Below are 17,714 nucleotides of genomic sequence, written 5' to 3'. Positions count from 1 at the left end.
CAAAATAGGACGCTAGGTAGCTTGATAAATAGCATAGGGTGAAATGATTTCAATTAAGCGAAGAAAACCAATAAAACTTTGTGACGAATGGTTTGAAAATGTGTTATAATTTACACAAGTAAACGTTACAGCCATTGTATGATACAAAGGAGGTGCAAGACATGACGAACGCTACTTTTGAGCAAATGCAGGAAATCGAGCAAGCGGCAGATGAAGTGTTGGCGAGCTATAAAAGTCAAATTCAGGAATTGCGAGAGCAAGCTAGCAGCAATCTGAAACAGCTAGAGAAAGTCTATGATGAAGAAAAGCAACAATTGCTTGTTGAGTTAAAAGAACAATCTGAAAAAGAGATTGCCAACTTGACACAAGACTTAGAAAAAACGAGACAAGAGAACGAAGAAAAAGCCCAAGCAGCTTTGTCAAATAAAAAAGAGGTACTGCTGCAAATGATTGTGGACAGGGTGGTAGAAAAATATGGCCATTAGTCACATGCAAGAGTTGTCGTTGCTATTGCCAAAAGATTTGTTGGATGATGTCCTTTCTTATTTGCAAAATCTCCAGTCAGTTGAGATTCAGGATTTGCAGGCAAAAGAGACTTGGCAGGGAGCTTTTGAGCAAGAGTTGGTGTGGAATCCTGATAAGTCTTTCTCGGAACATCTTCAAACTTTGACTCGGCGGCAGGAAAAACTTGCCAATATGATTGAACGTTTGCAGGCGTTTGTGCCCAAGAAAAAATTACTGGAGTCGTTGAAGGAAGTGCCTTTGGAAATAACGTTTGTGGATTTAGAGCAAGCGGGGCAGGCGCGTAATGAAGAAGCTCTTCTTGTCAATATTCAGCAACAATTTCAAGCGTTGGCAAGAGCGCAGGAAGTAAAAGAGATGGCTCAGTCGGAGATGGCAGAGCTAGAAAAATGGGCGAGTTTAGCCGTTACGCCGTCAGCGCTTAAGCATTTTAAACATCTTCGTGCGTTTGTGGGAAGCATTCCAAGCAGTGAGAACAATCAGCTAAATGCTCGATTGCGGGACTATCCTAATCTGGAAGTCCAAGAGATTTTCACCAGTACCACAGAAAGTGGAATTCTTGTGCTATGTAAAGCAGAAACAGCTAAGGAAATGCAAGCATTCTTGACAGAGCTTGGTTTCAAACCTTTTGAATATGCTTTTGAAGAATTACCAAAAGAGCGTTTGACAGCCTTGCAAGAGACGATAAAGGAGCAAGAAACGCTTATCAGCTCAACGCAAACGCAGCTTGCGGCTTCCAGTAAGGAACTGCAACAGCTCAAGCTTCAGTTGGATTATATTTTGAATCTCACTTCTCGCCAAGAAAGCAAGGGAGATCTTGCCAGTACGCAGAATTTGGTCGCTTTAGAGGGCTGGATGGAGCAAGAGCAGATAGAAGATTTGAAAATAGGTCTTGCGCAACAATTTGGTGGGGCTGTCTTGCTTCAAATTCATGAAATGACGGAAGCTGATCGACAGCGAGTCCCGACAAAACTTAAAAATAATGCTCTGATTGAACCCTTTGAGCTGGTGACAGAGATGTATTCGCTGCCGAAATACGAAGATAAAGATCCAACGCCTATTGTTTCGATTTTCTACTTTATCTTTTTTGGCATGATGGCGGCTGATATTGGCTATGGTTTGTTGCTTTTTGGCGGAACGACTTGGGCTTTGAAGACTTTACATGTTAAGCCAAGTCTGGCAAAGAATTTACGCTTTTTTAGAATTTTAGGAATTGGCGTTGCACTCTGGGGAGTGATTTATGGTTCTTTCTTTGGCTTCAAATTGCCTTTTGCGCTCATTGATACTAGCACAGATGTGATCACTATTTTGATTATTTCGGTCGTGATTGGTTTTGTGACAGTCATGACAGGACTTTTCCTTAGTGGCAAAAAGAATATTCGTATGAAGGATTATGCGGCAGCTTATAATTCGGGTTTTGCTTGGATGTTGATTCTCATCGGGTTGGCTTTGCTAGCGGCGGGGCGACTGTTCCCAGCTCTTGCTATGGTCGGATTTATCGGAGAATGGTTAGCTATTGTAAATGCTGTGGGCATTGTACTGGTTTCTATTATCAGTGCTAAGAGTTTGAAAGGCTTGGGTTCTGCACTGTTTAATCTATACAATATCAGCAGCTATGTGGGAGACTTAGTGAGCTTTACGCGACTTATGGCTTTGGGGCTTGCTGGTGCAAGCATTGGCTCGGCTTTTAACTTAATTGTTAGTCTCTTTCCACCTTTTGCTCGCTTCAGTATTGGCATTGTGTTGTTTCTCGCCCTCCACAGTATCAATATGTTTCTCTCCTTTTTATCAGGCTATGTGCACGGAGCGCGTTTGATTTTCGTTGAGTTTTTTGGGAAATTCTATGACGGTGGCGGAAAAGCTTTTAAACCTTTGAAGCCAGCAGAGAAATATGTCCGCTACAAAAAATAGCACAGCTAAATTATTTTAGCAACTCAGCTAGAAGTTTTATGTCATTGACAAAATAACCAAATAAATAATATTTACTATTAGAAATGGAGTTTATTCATGCAAGCTTTTTCATCTTACTTTTCAACTTACGGTGGTGCCTTTTTCGCAGCACTCGGTGTGGTTTTTGCGATTTTCCTCAGCGGTATTGGCTCTGCGCGTAATGTCGGATCAACCGGTCAGGCTGCGGCAGCCTTGTTAAAAGAGCAACCTGAGAAATTCGTCAGCGCCTTGATTTTACAGCTTTTGCCGGGTACGCAAGGTTTATATGGCTTTGTTATCGGGATTTTGATTTTCTTTAAAATTCAACCTGAGATGGCTCTTCAAACAGGTCTAGCCCTCTTTTTTGCCGCACTTCCAATCGGAATCGTTGGTTATTATTCTGCTAAATACCAAGGAAATGTAGCAACCGCTGGCATGCAGATTTTGGCAAAGCGACCTGAAGATGTCATGAAAGGGGTTATCCTTGCTGCCATGGTAGAAACTTATGCTATCCTTGCCTTTGTTGTATCTCTTTTGATGGTTTTGAATGTAAAATGAGACAGGTTCAATGTCTTGAAACAAGATTTCATAGAAGGAGGCAGATATGGAATTTGAATCTCATTTGAGGGATTCGGTTTTAGAGCAGGCGCATGAAAATGGGCGGCAGCTATTGGCCGATGCTAAAGAGTCTATTGAGCATGAAGCTAAAGAACAAGAAGCACGGTTGAAACAAGAAAAACTGCGACAGCGTGAGCAAGAAATAAAAGCAATCAACCGTCAGGTGCAGCGTGAAGTGCAGCAGCTTGAAAATGAAAAACGCCAGTCTACTTTGGCGACCAAGCAAGGGATTTTGAAAGAATTATTTGCGGGGGCTTATGAGCAAATGACGGCTTGGTCGATCGAGCAGGAGCAGGCTTTCTTGGAGCAGGTCTTAAAAAAGTATCCGCAAGAAGGGCTTGTTTTGACAGTTGGCTCACGGACATTGGTTAAATATTCGGCTGGACAATTGGAACGATTGTTAGAGCACTATCCGCACGTAAGATTGGCCTCTTCTCCTGTGAATGGAGAAGCGGGTTTTCTCCTTTCGCGAGGCAACATTGATGATAATTACCTCTATCGCAATTTGGTGGATTCTTTGTGGCAGGAGGAGAGTTATCAGCTTGCTCAGACGATTTTCCAAGATGAAGCAGACTAAGGAGGCGTTCTATGAATGAAAAGACCTTCGCTCAAGTGAATACAGAAATTAGTATTCATGAGAGTAGCTTTTTAAGCTTAGCGCAATACGAGCAGTTGTTGCGGACTTTCACTTCTGAAAGTCGGTCAGCAGCTTTGGAAGGAACGGTTTATAATCTGGATCATGAGCAACTAACAGACTTAAATACGATTGAGAGGTTTCTCATGAAACATTTGTTTGCAGAGTATGCTTGGGCTTTTGAAGTTAGTCCAGAATCTGCTTTGGTGGAGTTTTTTACGCTCAAATATACCTATCACAATCTTAAGGTGTTGCTTAAGCACAAGGCGACAGGTTTGAATTTAAAGCATCTGTTGATTTCTGTTGGACCTTATCCTTTAGATATTTTGGAGCATTTGGTTGCAACCTTTTCTGCTGAACATTGTCCTAAATTGATGGCGGATGAAGTGGCGGCGACTTGGGCGGAATATCAAGATTATCAAGATGTACGCGTTCTGGAAATTGGAATGGATCTGGCTTATTTCAAGCACTTAAAAAGCTTGGAGTCTGCATTTGAAGATGAGCGGCTCAAGCAACTGGTGCGGTTGACAATCGATTTTTATAATGCAGTAACGGTGCAGCGAGCGATTCGGCACCAAAAACCGCACAGTTTTATGACGCAACTCTTATCTGATGAAGGCACTTTGACGAATGCGGAGTGGATTGAATTGGCAGAAAAAGGTCATCTCGCTAGCTGGTTTTCCAAAGTCAATCCACTAGAATTTGACGCGGAATTACGCACTTATGAAGAAAAAATGCGTTCGGGTAAACTGACAAATCTTGAACTGGAGTATTTGGCAGACTTGGTTCAGTTTAAACTCTTAGAGCAAGGACGATTTGAAACAAGTGGTCCGCTTCTGCTGGTTCGTTATTTATTTGGAAAAGAGTTGGAAGTGAAGAATCTTCGACTTATTTTGACTGGTTTGACGAACCAACTTCCAGTAGAGATCATCAAAGAAAGGATGAGACCGATTTATGGCCAGTAAAACTTATAAAATTGGTGTGGTGGGGAACCGCGATGCCATTCTGCCTTTTCGCCTGATTGGTTTTCAGACTTTTCCAGTCACCGAAGCGACCGATGTGGTGAATACTTTACGACGACTGAGCCGAGAAGATTTTGCTATTATTTATTTGACAGAAGACATGGCTGCTGAAATCCCTGAAACGCTGGCTTACTATGATAAGCAAGTGTTGCCAGCGATTATCTTAATCCCGACTCATAAAGGAGTAACAGGATTAGGACAGAGACGTATTCGTAAGAACGTAGAAAAAGCAGTTGGACAGGATATATTGTGAGGTTTTTATGAAAATAAATGAATTAGGCCAGCCCATTGGAGATGCCCTGCCGAATTTCAAACCGGGAGATTTGCCCAAGATGGAGCGACTAGAAGGACGGTATGTTATCGTTGAATGCCTGTCCAAGGACAAACATGGGGCGGATTTGTATGAAGTCTATGGTCCGGATTCTCCTGCTGACATGTGGACTTATCTCTTTCAAAATCCTGTTCAAAGTCAGGAAGAATGGTCGGCCTTGCTAGATCAGATGTTGGCAGCTCCAGATCGTTTTTACTATGCCATTGTGGACAAGGAGAGTGGCAAGGCGCTGGGAACTTTCGCTTTAATGAGGATTGACCGAGGCAACCGTGTCATTGAGGTGGGGTCTGTGACCTATTCGCCCAAGCTGAAGCGCACCAGACTGGCTACGGAAGCCCAGTACTTGCTGGCGCGCTATGTCTTTGAAGAGTTGGAGTATCGCCGCTACGAGTGGAAATGCGATGCACTCAATCAGCCTTCAAGGCGCGCAGCAGAAAGGCTTGGTTTTACCTACGAGGGCACTTTTCGTCAGGCAGTTGTTTATAAGGGGCGCAACCGAGACACTGACTGGCTAGCCATGATTGACAGGGACTGGCCAGCGGTCAAAACCCGTTTAGAAAAATGGCTAAGCCCAGATAATTTTGATGAAAATGGGCAACAAATAAAAGCCTTATCTGATTTTTAAAATAAGAAGTATAAATTTTTGCTGTAGAGATAGCTAAGAAGGGTTTCAAGCTCACGGCAAGGATAGAAAATAAGCAAAAATCTCCCAAGAATGGAGGAAGATTGTGAGTCAAGGAAAGATTATAAAAGTTTCGGGTCCTTTGGTGGTCGCCTCTGGGATGCAGGAAGCGAATATTCAGGATATTTGTCGTGTGGGCAATTTGGGCTTGATTGGGGAAATCATTGAGATGCGTCGAGATGAGGCCTCCATTCAGGTATATGAAGAGACCTCTGGGCTTGGACCAGGAGAGCCGGTGGAAACAACGGGGAGTCCGTTGTCGGTCGAATTGGGACCGGGGCTGATTTCGCAAATGTTTGACGGAATTCAGCGGCCTTTGGCACGCTTTCAAGCGGTGACGCAGAGTGATTTTCTGGTGCGCGGAGTGCAGCTGCCTCATCTGAATCGTGAGACCAAGTGGAACTTTGTGCCTTGTCTGGAGATTGGAGCAGAGGTGACCGCTGGAGATATTCTGGGTACGGTTCAAGAAACCGAGCTGGTAGTCCACCGCATTCTAGTGCCAATTGGTGTCAGTGGTCGTGTGACCAAGATAGAAGCAGGGAGTTATACTATCGATCAGCCTGTCTATGAGATTGAGCAGGCAGATGGATCTATCTTTGTTGGCAGTCTTATGCAGAAATGGCCGGTTCGCCGAGGTCGCCCATTTGCTCAAAAGCTGATTCCAGAGGAGCCTTTGGTGACGGGCCAGCGAGTGATTGATACCTTTTTCCCCGTGACCAAGGGCGGTGCGGCTGCTGTTCCAGGTCCTTTTGGAGCAGGCAAGACCGTTGTTCAGCACCAGGTCGCTAAATTTGCCAATGTGGATATCGTTATCTACGTGGGCTGTGGCGAGCGAGGCAATGAAATGACCGATGTACTGAATGAATTTCCAGAGTTGATTGATCCAGCAACTGGTCAGTCTATCATGCAGCGAACTGTTCTGATTGCTAACACGTCCAATATGCCAGTTGCGGCGCGTGAGGCTTCTATTTATACAGGAATTACAATTGCTGAGTACTTCCGAGACATGGGCTACTCTGTGGCCATTATGGCAGATTCGACCTCACGTTGGGCAGAAGCTCTGCGGGAAATGTCCGGGCGTTTGGAAGAAATGCCGGGCGACGAAGGCTATCCAGCCTATCTGGGCAGCCGTATTGCTGAATATTACGAACGAGCTGGTCGGGTTAAAACCTTAGGGAGTGACGAGCGTGAGGGAAGCATTACCGCAATCGGCGCTGTTTCCCCTCCGGGTGGAGATATTTCTGAGCCAGTCACGCAAAACACTCTGCGGATTGTCAAAGTTTTCTGGGGCTTGGACGCTCAGTTGGCACAACGTCGCCATTTCCCTGCGATTAACTGGCTTAGCTCTTACTCGCTTTATCTAGACGAGGTGGGTCAATATATCGATCAGCATGAGCAGTTGGCTTGGTCGGAAAAAGTGACCAAGGCGATGAACATTCTCCAAAAAGAGAGTGAGCTACAGGAAATTGTGCGGCTGGTTGGTCTGGATTCTCTGTCTGAAAGGGATCGTCTCACCATGAATACAGCAAAGATGATTCGTGAGGATTACCTGCAGCAGAATGCTTTTGATGAGGTTGATACCTACACTTCCTTTAAAAAGCAAGTGGCTCTGCTCACTAATATCCTAATATTTGATGAGGAAGCCAATCGTGCCTTGAATTTAGGTGCTTACTTTACTGAAGTCATGAATGGTACTGTGGAGCTACGCGATCGGATTGCCCGCTCTAAATTTATCCCAGAGGATCAGTTGGAAGCAATTCGCAGTTTGGATACCGCTATTCGAGAAAAACTGCATGATATTCTTGCCCAAGGAGGAGCAATCAATGAACGTGATTAAAGAATACCGTACCGTCAGTGAAGTTGTCGGTCCCTTGATGATTGTGGAGCAAGTCGAAGGTGTGCATTTTAATGAGCTGGTGGAAATCCAGCTCCATGACGGAACCAAGCGTCAGGGACAGGTCTTGGAAGTGCAGGAAGACAAGGCGATGGTGCAGCTATTTGAAGGCTCCAGCGGTATCAATCTAGAAAAAGCCAAGGTTCGTTTTACCGGCAGACCGCTTGAATTGCCAGTGTCAGAAGATATGGTAGGACGGATTTTCAACGGTATGGGCAAGCCTATTGACGGTGGACCAGATATTTTGCCGGAAAAATACTTGGATATTGACGGTCAAGCCATCAATCCAGTCGCGCGAGATTATCCCGATGAGTTTATCCAGACTGGAATTTCAGCCATTGATCACCTCAATACCTTAGTTCGAGGACAAAAATTACCAGTTTTCTCTGGGGCGGGTCTACCCCATAAGGAATTGGCTGCCCAGATTGCTCGTCAAGCTACGGTGCTCAATTCAGAAGAAAATTTTGCAGTAGTCTTTGCGGCTATGGGGATTACCTTTGAAGAAGCCGAGTTTTTCATGAATGACTTGCGAGAAACGGGAGCTATTGACCGCTCTATCCTCTTTATCAATCTAGCCAATGATCCTGCTATTGAGCGGATTGCGACACCGCGGATTGCTCTGACTGCTGCTGAATATTTGGCTTATGAAAAAGACATGCATGTTCTCGTCATCATGACAGATATGACCAACTACTGCGAGGCCTTGCGCGAAGTATCCGCAGCTCGTCGAGAAGTGCCGGGACGTCGAGGTTATCCGGGCTATCTCTATACCAATCTTTCCACCCTTTATGAACGGGCGGGGCGCTTGGTGGGGAAGAAAGGCTCGGTGACGCAGATTCCTATTCTCACCATGCCTGAGGATGACATCACTCATCCCATTCCTGATTTGACGGGTTACATCACCGAAGGTCAGATTATCCTGTCGCGTGACCTTTACAACAGCGGTTATCGTCCGCCGATTAACGTATTGCCGTCTCTTTCGCGCCTCAAAGACAAGGGTTCTGGCGAAGGAAAGACTCGGGGAGACCATGCAGCAACCATGAATCAGCTCTTTGCGGCTTATGCACAAGGCAAACAAGCCAAAGAATTAGCGGTTGTACTGGGAGAATCCGCACTATCTGACACCGACAAGCTCTATGTTCAATTTACCGAGCGATTTGAAAAAGAGTACATCAATCAAGGTTTTTATACCAATCGGACGATTGAAGAAAGTTTGGATTTAGGCTGGGAATTGTTGTCTATCTTGCCACGGACAGAACTTAAACGAATCAAGGACGACATGATTGATCAATATTTGCCAGAAAGCAAGCAGCAAGCCTAGGGAGGTGATCTGAATGGCTCGTTTAAATGTCAAACCAACCCGAATGGAGCTGAACAACCTGAAAGAGCGACTGAAAACAGCTACTCGCGGTCACAAACTCCTCAAGGATAAGCGGGATGAATTGATGCGTCGTTTCATTGAAGCTGTTCGCGAGAACAATCACCTTCGCCAAAAAGTTGAATCAGCTCTGGTTGGTCACATGCAGGATTTTGTATTGGCAAAAGCTTTAGAAAGCGACCTCATGGTGGAGGAAATTTTTGCTGTTCCTATGCGAGAAGTCAATCTTCATATCGAACAGGAAAATATCATGAGTGTGCAGGTGCCTAAGATGCATGCCCGTATTGACAATCCTTATGGTGATGATGAGGGAGATGTGGTTTATAGCTATGTAGCTTCTAATAGCCAGATGGATGAGACGATTGAGGATATGGGCAACCTATTGCCTGACCTCCTGCGCTTAGCAGAAATTGAAAAGAGCTGCCAGCTGATGGCAGATGAGATTGAAAAGACCCGCCGTAGGGTCAATGGCTTAGAGTATGCAACCATTCCAGATCTCACAGAAACCATTCATTATATCGAGATGAAGCTAGAAGAAGCCGAGCGCGCTAGTCTAGTAAGAGTAATGAAGGTGAAATAAAAACAAAACGGATGGTGGATTCTATGAACTTACGTCCGTTTGTTTTTTTGAGGTAGCTATATAAATAATAAAAATCTCCAACTCCACTCTCTCACATTTCCCATAAAATGCGGGAATTTTCTGATAAATCATGTTATAATAGAACAGACTACACGAAAGGGACAAAAATTCATGACTTTAGTTTATCAATCAACGCGTGATGCAAACAATACGGTGACAGCCAGTCAGGCTATTTTGCAGGGGTTAGCAACGGATGGTGGTCTCTTTACGCCGATTTCTTATCCGCAGGTGGAACTGGATTTTACTAAACTCAAAGACGCTTCCTATCAGGAAGTTGCAAAATTGATTTTATCTGCTTTTTTAGATGACTTTACAGATCAAGAGCTGGATGACTGCATTAACAATGCCTATGACAGCAAGTTTGACACACCAGAGATTGCTCCCCTGGTGAAACTGAACGGGCAATACAATTTGGAACTATTCCATGGTGCTACGATTGCTTTCAAGGATATGGCTTTGTCTATCCTCCCGCATTTGATGACGACAGCAGCGAAAAAGCATGGTTTGAAAAATAAAATTGTCATTTTGACGGCGACTTCTGGTGATACCGGAAAAGCAGCTATGGCAGGCTTTGCCGATGTGCCAGGAACGGAAATCATCGTCTTTTACCCTAAAGACGGTGTCAGCAAGGTTCAGGAGCTACAAATGACCACTCAGACGGGGGACAATACTCATGTGGTGGCCATTGAGGGCAATTTTGATGATGCCCAGACCAATGTCAAAAGCATGTTTAATGATGCGGTTCTTCGTGAGCGGCTAGCAGCGCACAAGTTGCAATTTTCTTCTGCCAACTCTATGAATATCGGGCGTTTGGTGCCACAGATTGTTTACTATGTTTATGCCTATGCACAGTTGGTTAAGGCTGGTCAGATTCAGGCAGGCGAAGCAGTTAATTTTGCTGTTCCAACTGGAAACTTCGGCAATATCTTAGCAGCCTATTATGCTAAACAAATCGGTCTTCCGGTGGGCAAGTTGATTTGTGCTTCTAATGAAAATAATGTCCTAACAGATTTCTTTAAGACACATGTTTATGACAAAAAGCGCAGCTTTAAGGTAACGTCTAGTCCGTCTATGGATATTTTAGTTTCTTCAAACTTAGAGCGTTTGATTTTCCACCTGTTAGGAAATAGTGCAGAAAAGACAGCGGATTTGATGAAGTCTCTCAATCAGCATGGTCAGTATGAGTTGACTGATTTTGACCCAGCTATTTTAGAACTCTTTGCGGCAGAATATGCTACCGAAGTTGAGACAGCATCTGAGATCAAACGAGTTTATGAGGCGTCTGATTACATTGAAGATCCGCACACAGCGGTCGCTTCAGCTGTTTATCAAAAATACCGGACAGCTACAGGTGATGAGACTACGACTGTTATTGCTTCAACCGCCAGTCCTTACAAATTCCCAGTTGTGGCAGTCGAAGCTGTAATGGGACAAAGTGGTCTTAGTGACTTTGAAGCCTTAACAAAACTCCACGAGATTTCAGGAGTTGCAGTGCCTTCTGCAGTTGCTAACCTAGAAACCGCACAAGTCCGCCATAAAACGACTGTCGCTGCTGACCAAATGCAGGCAGCAGTAGAAAGCTATTTAGGACTTTAATAATCTAATAAATTTTTGTAACAAACACTCAGCTGGTAGCCAACTGAGTGTTTTCAGATTGCAACAGGGTGTAAACAAAATATTGCCAGCAAAGTGCAGAAAAGTGTATAATCAAAAGCAGGAGTTTCATGATGTATGACCACTTATAAAAAGATTTTAAATATTGCCCTACCAGCCATGGTCGAAAACTTTTTGCAGATGCTAATGGGAATGGTGGACTCGTATTTGGTAGCGAGTCTCGGTCTCGTGGCTATTTCAGGAGTTTCGGTTGCTGGTAATGTTATTACGATTTACCAAGCTATTTTTATTGCGCTGGGAGCAGCAGTATCCAGTCTCATTTCCAAGAGTTTGGGAGAAGGAGATCGAGACAATCTGGCTTATCACACTAGCGAAGCCATTAAATTAACTCTGATTTTGAGCGTCTTTCTAGGACTTTTCTCGCTTGTTTTTGGACGCCAGATATTAGCTTGGCTGGGAACGGAGCCTGTCGTCGCCAATGCAGGTGGTCTTTATCTGGCTTTAATCGGGGGAACGATTCTCCTTTTGGGTCTGATGACTACGCTAGGCTCCTTGATTCGGGCAACTAGCAACCCTCGTATGCCTATGTATATCAGTTTTTTAAGCAATCTGCTCAATGTCATTTTTTCCAGTCTTGCGATTTTTATTTTCCACATGGGAATTGTTGGAGTGGCGCTGGGCACCATTTTAGCCCGTCTGGTAGGCGTTTTGATTTTATGGAAAGAATTGTCTCTGCCTTTAGCGCCTTGGAGTTGGAGGCTGGATTGGGACTTGTTGCGTTTATCTCTGCCAGCTGCTGGAGAGCGGCTGATGATGCGGGCTGGAGATGTGGTGATTATTGCCATTATCGTTAAGTTCGGGACAGATGCCGTTGCGGGAAATGCTATTGGAGAGGTTCTGACCCAGTTCAACTATATGCCGGGTTTTGGAGTCGCTACTGCAACGGTTATGTTGGTGGCTCATGCGGTGGGACAGGCAGATTTTCAAACAGTTAGGAAGCTGACGAAGCAGACCTACTGGCTATCTCTTGGACTCATGCTAGCGGTGGCTCTGTTTATTTTTGCACTTGGACAGCCACTAACACATCTTTATACAAAGGATAGCGGCGCTGTAACAGCTAGCTTGTCGGTCATTCTTTTTTCACTTTTGGGTGTGCCTATGACAGCAGGAACAGTCATTTACACAGCTGTTTGGCAAGGATTGGGAAATGCCAAGTTGCCTTTTTATGCTACGACTGTTGGTATGTGGCTGATTCGCATTGTGGCGGGTTACTTTCTGGGGGTAACTCTGGGATTGGGCTTGCCCGGAGTTTGGACAGCCACCCTTTTGGACAATACCTTTCGCTGGATTTTTTTACAAATCATCTATCAACGAAAAATGAGGAGTCAAACATGACAAGAGCTTTTATTTGGGATTTGGACGGAACATTATTGGATTCCTATGATGCAATTTTGGCGGGGATTGAGGAAACCTATATGCACTATGGCTTGGATTTTGACAGACCAGCTATCCATGCTTATATCTTGCAACATTCTGTTCAGAAATTACTGGAAAAAGTCGCAACAGAAAAAGGTTTAGATGCTGAAGAGATGAACCGCTTTCGAGGTCAAAGTTTGCAAGAGAAAAATGCTCACATTCAGCTCATGGATGGTGCTAAGGCTATTCTTGTTTGGGCGCAGGAAGCAGATATTCAGCAGTTTGTCTATACTCATAAAGGGAAAAATGCTTATCAAATTTTGGCGGATTTAGAGATTTTGGATTATTTCACAGAAATTGTAACTACTGCTAATGGATTTGCAAGAAAGCCCGACCCAGAAGGTGTGAACTATCTCGTAGAGAAATACCAGCTGGATAAGGCAATGACTTACTATATCGGTGACCGGACGTTGGATGTAGATGTTGCCTTTAACAGCGGTATTCAATCAATCAATTTCTGCGATGATCGACCAAACATTAATCACGAAATCAACCATTTACTAGAGATTAAACAGATAATCTGTTAAAGGGGAGCAAAATATTTGCTTTTCTTTTTTTGATGGTCTATAATTGATTTATCAATAATTGACTAGTCAATTAAAATCAGAAAGGAGAAAAAATGGTTGCCATTCATCACCTGCTGTACCAATTGCATTTAACTGATCAAGCTATCACGCAACTCTTTGAGCAAAAATTAGAAATTAGCTTAACGCGGTACGAGATACTGGATTTTTTATTGGACAATGCTCCATGCAGTCAAGTTGCTGTGCAAGAGGTCTTAAAAATCGATCCTGCGGCTTTAACTCGGCATTTCAAACTTTTAGAAGAGCGCGGTTATGTTCAACGGAGCCGCAATCCCAAAAATCAACGAGAGGTTCTAGTGAATGTCACGAATGTTGCAAAAGAGCAGCTTTTGCATGAGCCACCGACCTATCATGTAAATGTCAAAAAGCAAATGGAAAAAGTTCTCTCGGATGATGAGCAAAGGACGCTGAGCACTTTATTAGAAAAACTTGTATCTGGCTTAGATCAGATTACCGTGGAAAAACATTAGAAAGAAAAAATTATGTCACTCATTACTACTATATTAGCTACACTCGTCGCACTGGAACACCTCTATATCTTTTATCTAGAAAGTATCGCTACCCAGTCAGACAGCACCAGCCGAGTCTTTAATATGACAAAGGAAGAATTATCTCGCCCGTCCGTTACTTCCTTGTTTAAAAATCAAGGGGTTTACAATGCCTTTTTAGCTCTTTTCCTACTATATGGCTTGTATATTTCACATAATTTAGAAATTGTGACCGTTTTTGTTTTGTTTGTTATCGGGGTTGCAGCGTATGGTGCAGCCACAGCTAACAAGAAAATCATCTTGACTCAAGGCGGACCTGCGATTTTAGCTATTCTAAGCATTTTATTGTTTAAATAGCACCAAATATTAACCATTATAAAAATATAAATTAACCACCGTTAATAGTTTGTGCTATAATATATAGTAGAAATAATTCTACAATAGAAAGAATGATAGAAATGTCAGACAAAAAGGTTTCCTTAAGTGAAGTTAACCAAAGTATTGTAACGCCTAAAAACGCTGGTTTCTTTCGTACTTTATTAGCTTTTTCAGGGCCGGGAATGTTGGTTGCCGTTGGTTACATGGATCCGGGAAATTGGATTACAAGTGTTGTAGGTGGTGCCACCTATCGTTATTTGCTCTTATCAGCTGTCTTGGTTTCTTCTGTAATGGCTATGCAATTGCAGCAAATGGCGGGAAAATTAGGAATTGTCACAAGGATGGATTTGGCACAAGCCATTGCGGCTCATACGTCAAAGCCAGTTCGCTATCTCCTTTGGGTTATTACAGAGTTGGCTTTAATGGCAACGGACTTGGCAGAAGTCATCGGTGCAGGGATTGCGCTTCATTTACTATTTGGTTGGTCTTTGCTATTTTCGATTCTGATTACAGTCTTTGATGTTTTCTTGTTGCTTTTTTTGATGAAATTAGGCTTTCGTAAGATTGAAGCAATCGTTGGAACGCTGATTTTAACTATTTTATTGATTTTCTTATATCTGGTAATCCTTGCAAAGCCCAATCTTCATCATATTTTATCAGGATATTTGCCAAATGTGGTAGCTTATCAACATACGGCTAGTAAAAATGGAACGTCCGTTTTGACCTTGGCACTGGGCATTGTAGGGGCAACGGTTATGCCGCACAATTTGTATTTGCACTCTTCTATCGCCCAAACGCGAAAAGTTAACTACAAGGCTAAACAATCTGTACATGAAGCTGTACGGTTTATGACGTGGGACTCGAATATTCAATTGAGTTTGGCTTTTGTGGTTAATTCTTTGCTGTTGATTTTAGGAGCAGCTTTATTCTTTGGTCATGCGGATAAAATTGGTGCTTTTTCTGCAATGTACAACGCCTTAAAAGACCCTCAAATTGCTGGAGCTATTGCTAGCCCGATCCTCTCAACGCTCTTTGCAGTCGCTTTGTTAGCTAGTGGTCAAAACTCAACAATCACAGGAACCTTAACGGGACAAATCGTGATGGAAGGCTTTTTAAACATGAAGCTGCCGCCGTGGTTTCTTCGCTTGGTAACTCGCTTACTAGCTCTTTTACCGGTTGTGATTGTTGCTATTTTATACGGAGACAAAGAACAGGTGCTAGACAATCTTTTGGTCTATTCCCAAGTCTTTCTTTCTGTCGCTTTGCCATTTTCAATCTTTCCACTCGTGTATTTCAGCTCTAATAAAAAGCTCATGGGCGAATTTGTCAACAGCAAATGGAATACCTACTTAGCTTATGCCGTTTCTATTTTATTAACTATTTTGAATGTAAAACTTGTGGTTGATCTTTTTTAAAAATTTGTCTATCAGTTCAATTTTCTCTAGAATAAATGGCTTAAAAGCGCTATAATGAAAGTGGAAAGATTCTCATATACGGAGGTGTCAAGATGGACGAATTGAAAAAAGTTTTGCTGGCAGGAATTGGATTGACTTCCATGACTTATGATAAAGCTACCGAATTTGTCAAAGAATTGATTGCCAAAGGTCGCTTAACGGTGGATGAAGGCAAACAGCTTCAGTCAGAGCTAAAGCGCAAAGTAAATGAAAAAACGGCTGAAAGTCCAGAGGAGCAATCCGATGATGTATATGCCACCAAGCAAGATATTGAACGACTAGAAGATAAACTAGATCAGCTACTCAAAGGATTTTCAAAAACAGAAGAATAATCTTCCTGATAACGCAGTCACAACTTTATAAAGGCTGCGTTTTTTGCTAAACTAAAAGTAGGATTTGAAAGAAAAAATAATGATAACAAGCAGAATGAGGATAACCTTATGGCAAATAAACGCTTACGAGAGATTCTAACAGCCTTTAGTGCAGTCGGCTGGTCCAATCTGAAAGATCGAAAAAAACCGTTGGACGAGAAAAAAGCTCCCAAGCAATTGCGAGAAGCTTTTGAACAACTAGGACCCAGTTTTGTAAAAATCGGTCAAATTTTATCTACCCGTAGTGACTTATTGCCAGAAATCTATATCAAGGAATTGAGCAAGCTGCAAGATGACGTCAATCCTTTGGACAAAGAGACGGTCATGGCTGCGATTGAAGATGAGTTAAAGCGTCCGATTGAGCAACTCTTTTCAGATGTTTCACAAGAGCATTTGGCGAGCGCTTCCGTGGCACAAACTCATCGTGCTGTTTTGTTAAATGGCGATGAAGTAGTACTGAAAATTCAGCGTCCGCACATTCAAGAGCAAATTACAGAAGACCTTGCTCTTCTGGTTCGTTTAGCCCGTCATTTTCCCAAACATTTGCTGCCCATGGTGGATTTACCAAAGATTTTGCAACAGTTACAGACAACATTGCTGAACGAAATTGACTTTCGCAACGAAGCTAAGTACATGGATGAGTTCGCCCAATATAATCAAGATATTCCTTGTGTTGGAGTGCCAAAAGTCTATCCAGAGTTTACCACTCCGCACTTGATTGTGGAGGAATATATTCCAGGTGTCCGTATCAATCAATATGCTGTTTTACAAGAAGCGGGTTACGATTTGGCAGATATTGGTCAGAAACTTATGTTGAGCTTTATCAAGCAGGTATTTAAAGATGGATTCTTTCATGGTGATCCACACCCCGGCAATCTCTTGATTCATGAAGGAAAGATTTATTTTATTGATTTTGGGATTATGGGAGAATTGGAAACGGGTTTTCGTATGTCTCTAAACGACATGTTGTCTAGCTTTACGACACAGGACATTGACTCGATGACGCAGGCTATTCTGACCATTACGACGGCTAGTGAACCAATCAATAAATTACAACTAGAGCAAGATGTTGAACGCATGTTGACCAAGTATGGCAATTTAGAGTTGGGCTCCTTATCTATTACAGATATGTTTGAGGACGTAGTGGCGGTTTGTACACGTCATCATTTGCAAGTACCATCCCAGATGACTATTTTGGAAAAATCTGCCTTGCAAATTGAAGGTCTCTTTCGCGAGCTAGCTCCTAATATCAATCTGATGACACTCGCCAAGCAATATTTCCTTGAAAATATGAAGTCAGATATTCTACACCAGACTTTGAGTTACGATTCTTTCTTAATCGAACTACTTTACTTGCTACGGCATGGAAAAAGTATTCCGCGACGACTACACCAACTTGTGGAGCAAGTGGTGAACGGTCGCTTGGTTGTCAACCATGACTTAATTGACTACAATCAACGATTTCGGCGTATTGAATCCTTAGCCAATCGTCTTGTACTAAGCCTTGTCTTCCTAGCTTTATTACTGACAGGAGGGATTTTAACCCTTAATCCAGACATGCTGTTTTTAGCAAAATTTCTGTTAACATTAGCAGGATTGGTATTAGTGTGGTTATTCTATCTTATCATCTGCTCCACAAAAAAATAACATAAAAAGTGAGCGTGACAACTTACTTCTTCATCCGTTTTTCAAGCTCAGA

Annotated in this window: 18 protein-coding genes; all 18 read left to right on the top strand. The window is 43.0% G+C overall.

What is annotated here, in order from left to right:
* The first annotated feature begins 161 nt into the window (after nt 1–161).
* Complete coding sequence (locus IYQ23_RS07985) at nt 162–485, top strand: hypothetical protein (protein WP_003032005.1); 324 nt, start codon at nt 162–164, stop codon at nt 483–485.
* On the top strand, nt 475–2,433 hold the full coding sequence (locus tag IYQ23_RS07980; protein WP_195674591.1) for a V-type ATP synthase subunit I: 1,959 nt from the start codon (nt 475–477) through the stop codon (nt 2,431–2,433). Before IYQ23_RS07985 ends, IYQ23_RS07980 begins: the two co-directional genes overlap by 11 nt.
* A gap of 96 nt (nt 2,434–2,529) precedes the next feature.
* Nucleotides 2,530–3,009: a V-type ATP synthase subunit K gene (locus tag IYQ23_RS07975; RefSeq protein WP_003027244.1), complete on the top strand. Its 480-nt coding sequence runs from the start codon at nt 2,530–2,532 to the stop codon at nt 3,007–3,009.
* A 46-nt stretch (nt 3,010–3,055) separates the two neighbouring features.
* Nucleotides 3,056–3,646, top strand: a complete 591-nt coding sequence (locus IYQ23_RS07970; RefSeq protein ID WP_195674590.1) for a hypothetical protein — start codon at nt 3,056–3,058, stop codon at nt 3,644–3,646.
* Between the two features lie 11 nt (nt 3,647–3,657).
* Nucleotides 3,658–4,668 carry a V-type ATPase subunit gene (locus tag IYQ23_RS07965; RefSeq protein WP_195674589.1) on the top strand — a complete coding sequence of 337 codons (1,011 nt, stop codon included), beginning with the start codon at nt 3,658–3,660 and terminating at the stop codon, nt 4,666–4,668.
* On the top strand, nt 4,658–4,978 hold the full coding sequence (locus IYQ23_RS07960) for a V-type ATP synthase subunit F (protein WP_003028571.1): 321 nt from the start codon (nt 4,658–4,660) through the stop codon (nt 4,976–4,978). Before IYQ23_RS07965 ends, IYQ23_RS07960 begins: the two co-directional genes overlap by 11 nt.
* Before the next feature lie 7 nt (nt 4,979–4,985).
* Nucleotides 4,986–5,681 carry a GNAT family N-acetyltransferase gene (locus IYQ23_RS07955; protein WP_195674588.1) on the top strand — a complete coding sequence of 232 codons (696 nt, stop codon included), beginning with the start codon at nt 4,986–4,988 and terminating at the stop codon, nt 5,679–5,681.
* 103 nt (nt 5,682–5,784) lie between these two features.
* Nucleotides 5,785–7,575, top strand: a complete 1,791-nt coding sequence (locus tag IYQ23_RS07950; RefSeq protein ID WP_195674587.1) for a V-type ATP synthase subunit A — start codon at nt 5,785–5,787, stop codon at nt 7,573–7,575.
* Nucleotides 7,562–8,953 carry a V-type ATP synthase subunit B gene (locus IYQ23_RS07945; RefSeq protein WP_025271523.1) on the top strand — a complete coding sequence of 464 codons (1,392 nt, stop codon included), beginning with the start codon at nt 7,562–7,564 and terminating at the stop codon, nt 8,951–8,953. Before IYQ23_RS07950 ends, IYQ23_RS07945 begins: the two co-directional genes overlap by 14 nt.
* A gap of 13 nt (nt 8,954–8,966) precedes the next feature.
* Nucleotides 8,967–9,590 carry a V-type ATP synthase subunit D gene (locus tag IYQ23_RS07940; RefSeq protein ID WP_003027263.1) on the top strand — a complete coding sequence of 208 codons (624 nt, stop codon included), beginning with the start codon at nt 8,967–8,969 and terminating at the stop codon, nt 9,588–9,590.
* A 171-nt stretch (nt 9,591–9,761) separates the two neighbouring features.
* Nucleotides 9,762–11,246, top strand: coding sequence for a threonine synthase (thrC, locus tag IYQ23_RS07935; protein ID WP_195674586.1), 1,485 nt, complete (start codon nt 9,762–9,764; stop codon nt 11,244–11,246).
* Between the two features lie 135 nt (nt 11,247–11,381).
* On the top strand, nt 11,382–12,659 hold the full coding sequence (locus tag IYQ23_RS07930) for an MATE family efflux transporter (protein WP_022526411.1): 1,278 nt from the start codon (nt 11,382–11,384) through the stop codon (nt 12,657–12,659).
* Nucleotides 12,656–13,267: an HAD-IA family hydrolase gene (locus IYQ23_RS07925; protein ID WP_195674585.1), complete on the top strand. Its 612-nt coding sequence runs from the start codon at nt 12,656–12,658 to the stop codon at nt 13,265–13,267. Before IYQ23_RS07930 ends, IYQ23_RS07925 begins: the two co-directional genes overlap by 4 nt.
* A 92-nt stretch (nt 13,268–13,359) precedes the next feature.
* Nucleotides 13,360–13,794, top strand: a complete 435-nt coding sequence (locus IYQ23_RS07920) for a MarR family winged helix-turn-helix transcriptional regulator (protein WP_195674584.1) — start codon at nt 13,360–13,362, stop codon at nt 13,792–13,794.
* Between the two features lie 12 nt (nt 13,795–13,806).
* On the top strand, nt 13,807–14,169 hold the full coding sequence (locus IYQ23_RS07915) for a DUF1304 domain-containing protein (RefSeq protein WP_049517221.1): 363 nt from the start codon (nt 13,807–13,809) through the stop codon (nt 14,167–14,169).
* Between the two features lie 101 nt (nt 14,170–14,270).
* The gene (locus IYQ23_RS07910; RefSeq protein WP_195674583.1) at nt 14,271–15,605 is read left to right on the top strand and encodes an Nramp family divalent metal transporter; all 1,335 of its coding nucleotides are present in this window, start codon (nt 14,271–14,273) and stop codon (nt 15,603–15,605) included.
* 92 nt (nt 15,606–15,697) lie between these two features.
* Entirely contained in the window at nt 15,698–15,976 is a 279-nt protein-coding gene (locus tag IYQ23_RS07905) for a phasin family protein (protein WP_003032012.1), read from the top strand.
* 108 nt (nt 15,977–16,084) lie between these two features.
* The gene (locus tag IYQ23_RS07900) at nt 16,085–17,662 is read left to right on the top strand and encodes an ABC1 kinase family protein (RefSeq protein WP_049508008.1); all 1,578 of its coding nucleotides are present in this window, start codon (nt 16,085–16,087) and stop codon (nt 17,660–17,662) included.
* The last annotated feature ends 52 nt before the right edge of the window (nt 17,663–17,714 follow it).

Origin of the sequence: Streptococcus sp. HF-100 (genome assembly GCF_015594635.1) — a bacterium.
GTDB lineage: Bacteria > Bacillota > Bacilli > Lactobacillales > Streptococcaceae > Streptococcus > Streptococcus vaginalis.
Note: the sequence above shows the minus strand (reverse complement) of the source record. Positions and strands in the feature narration are given on the sequence as shown.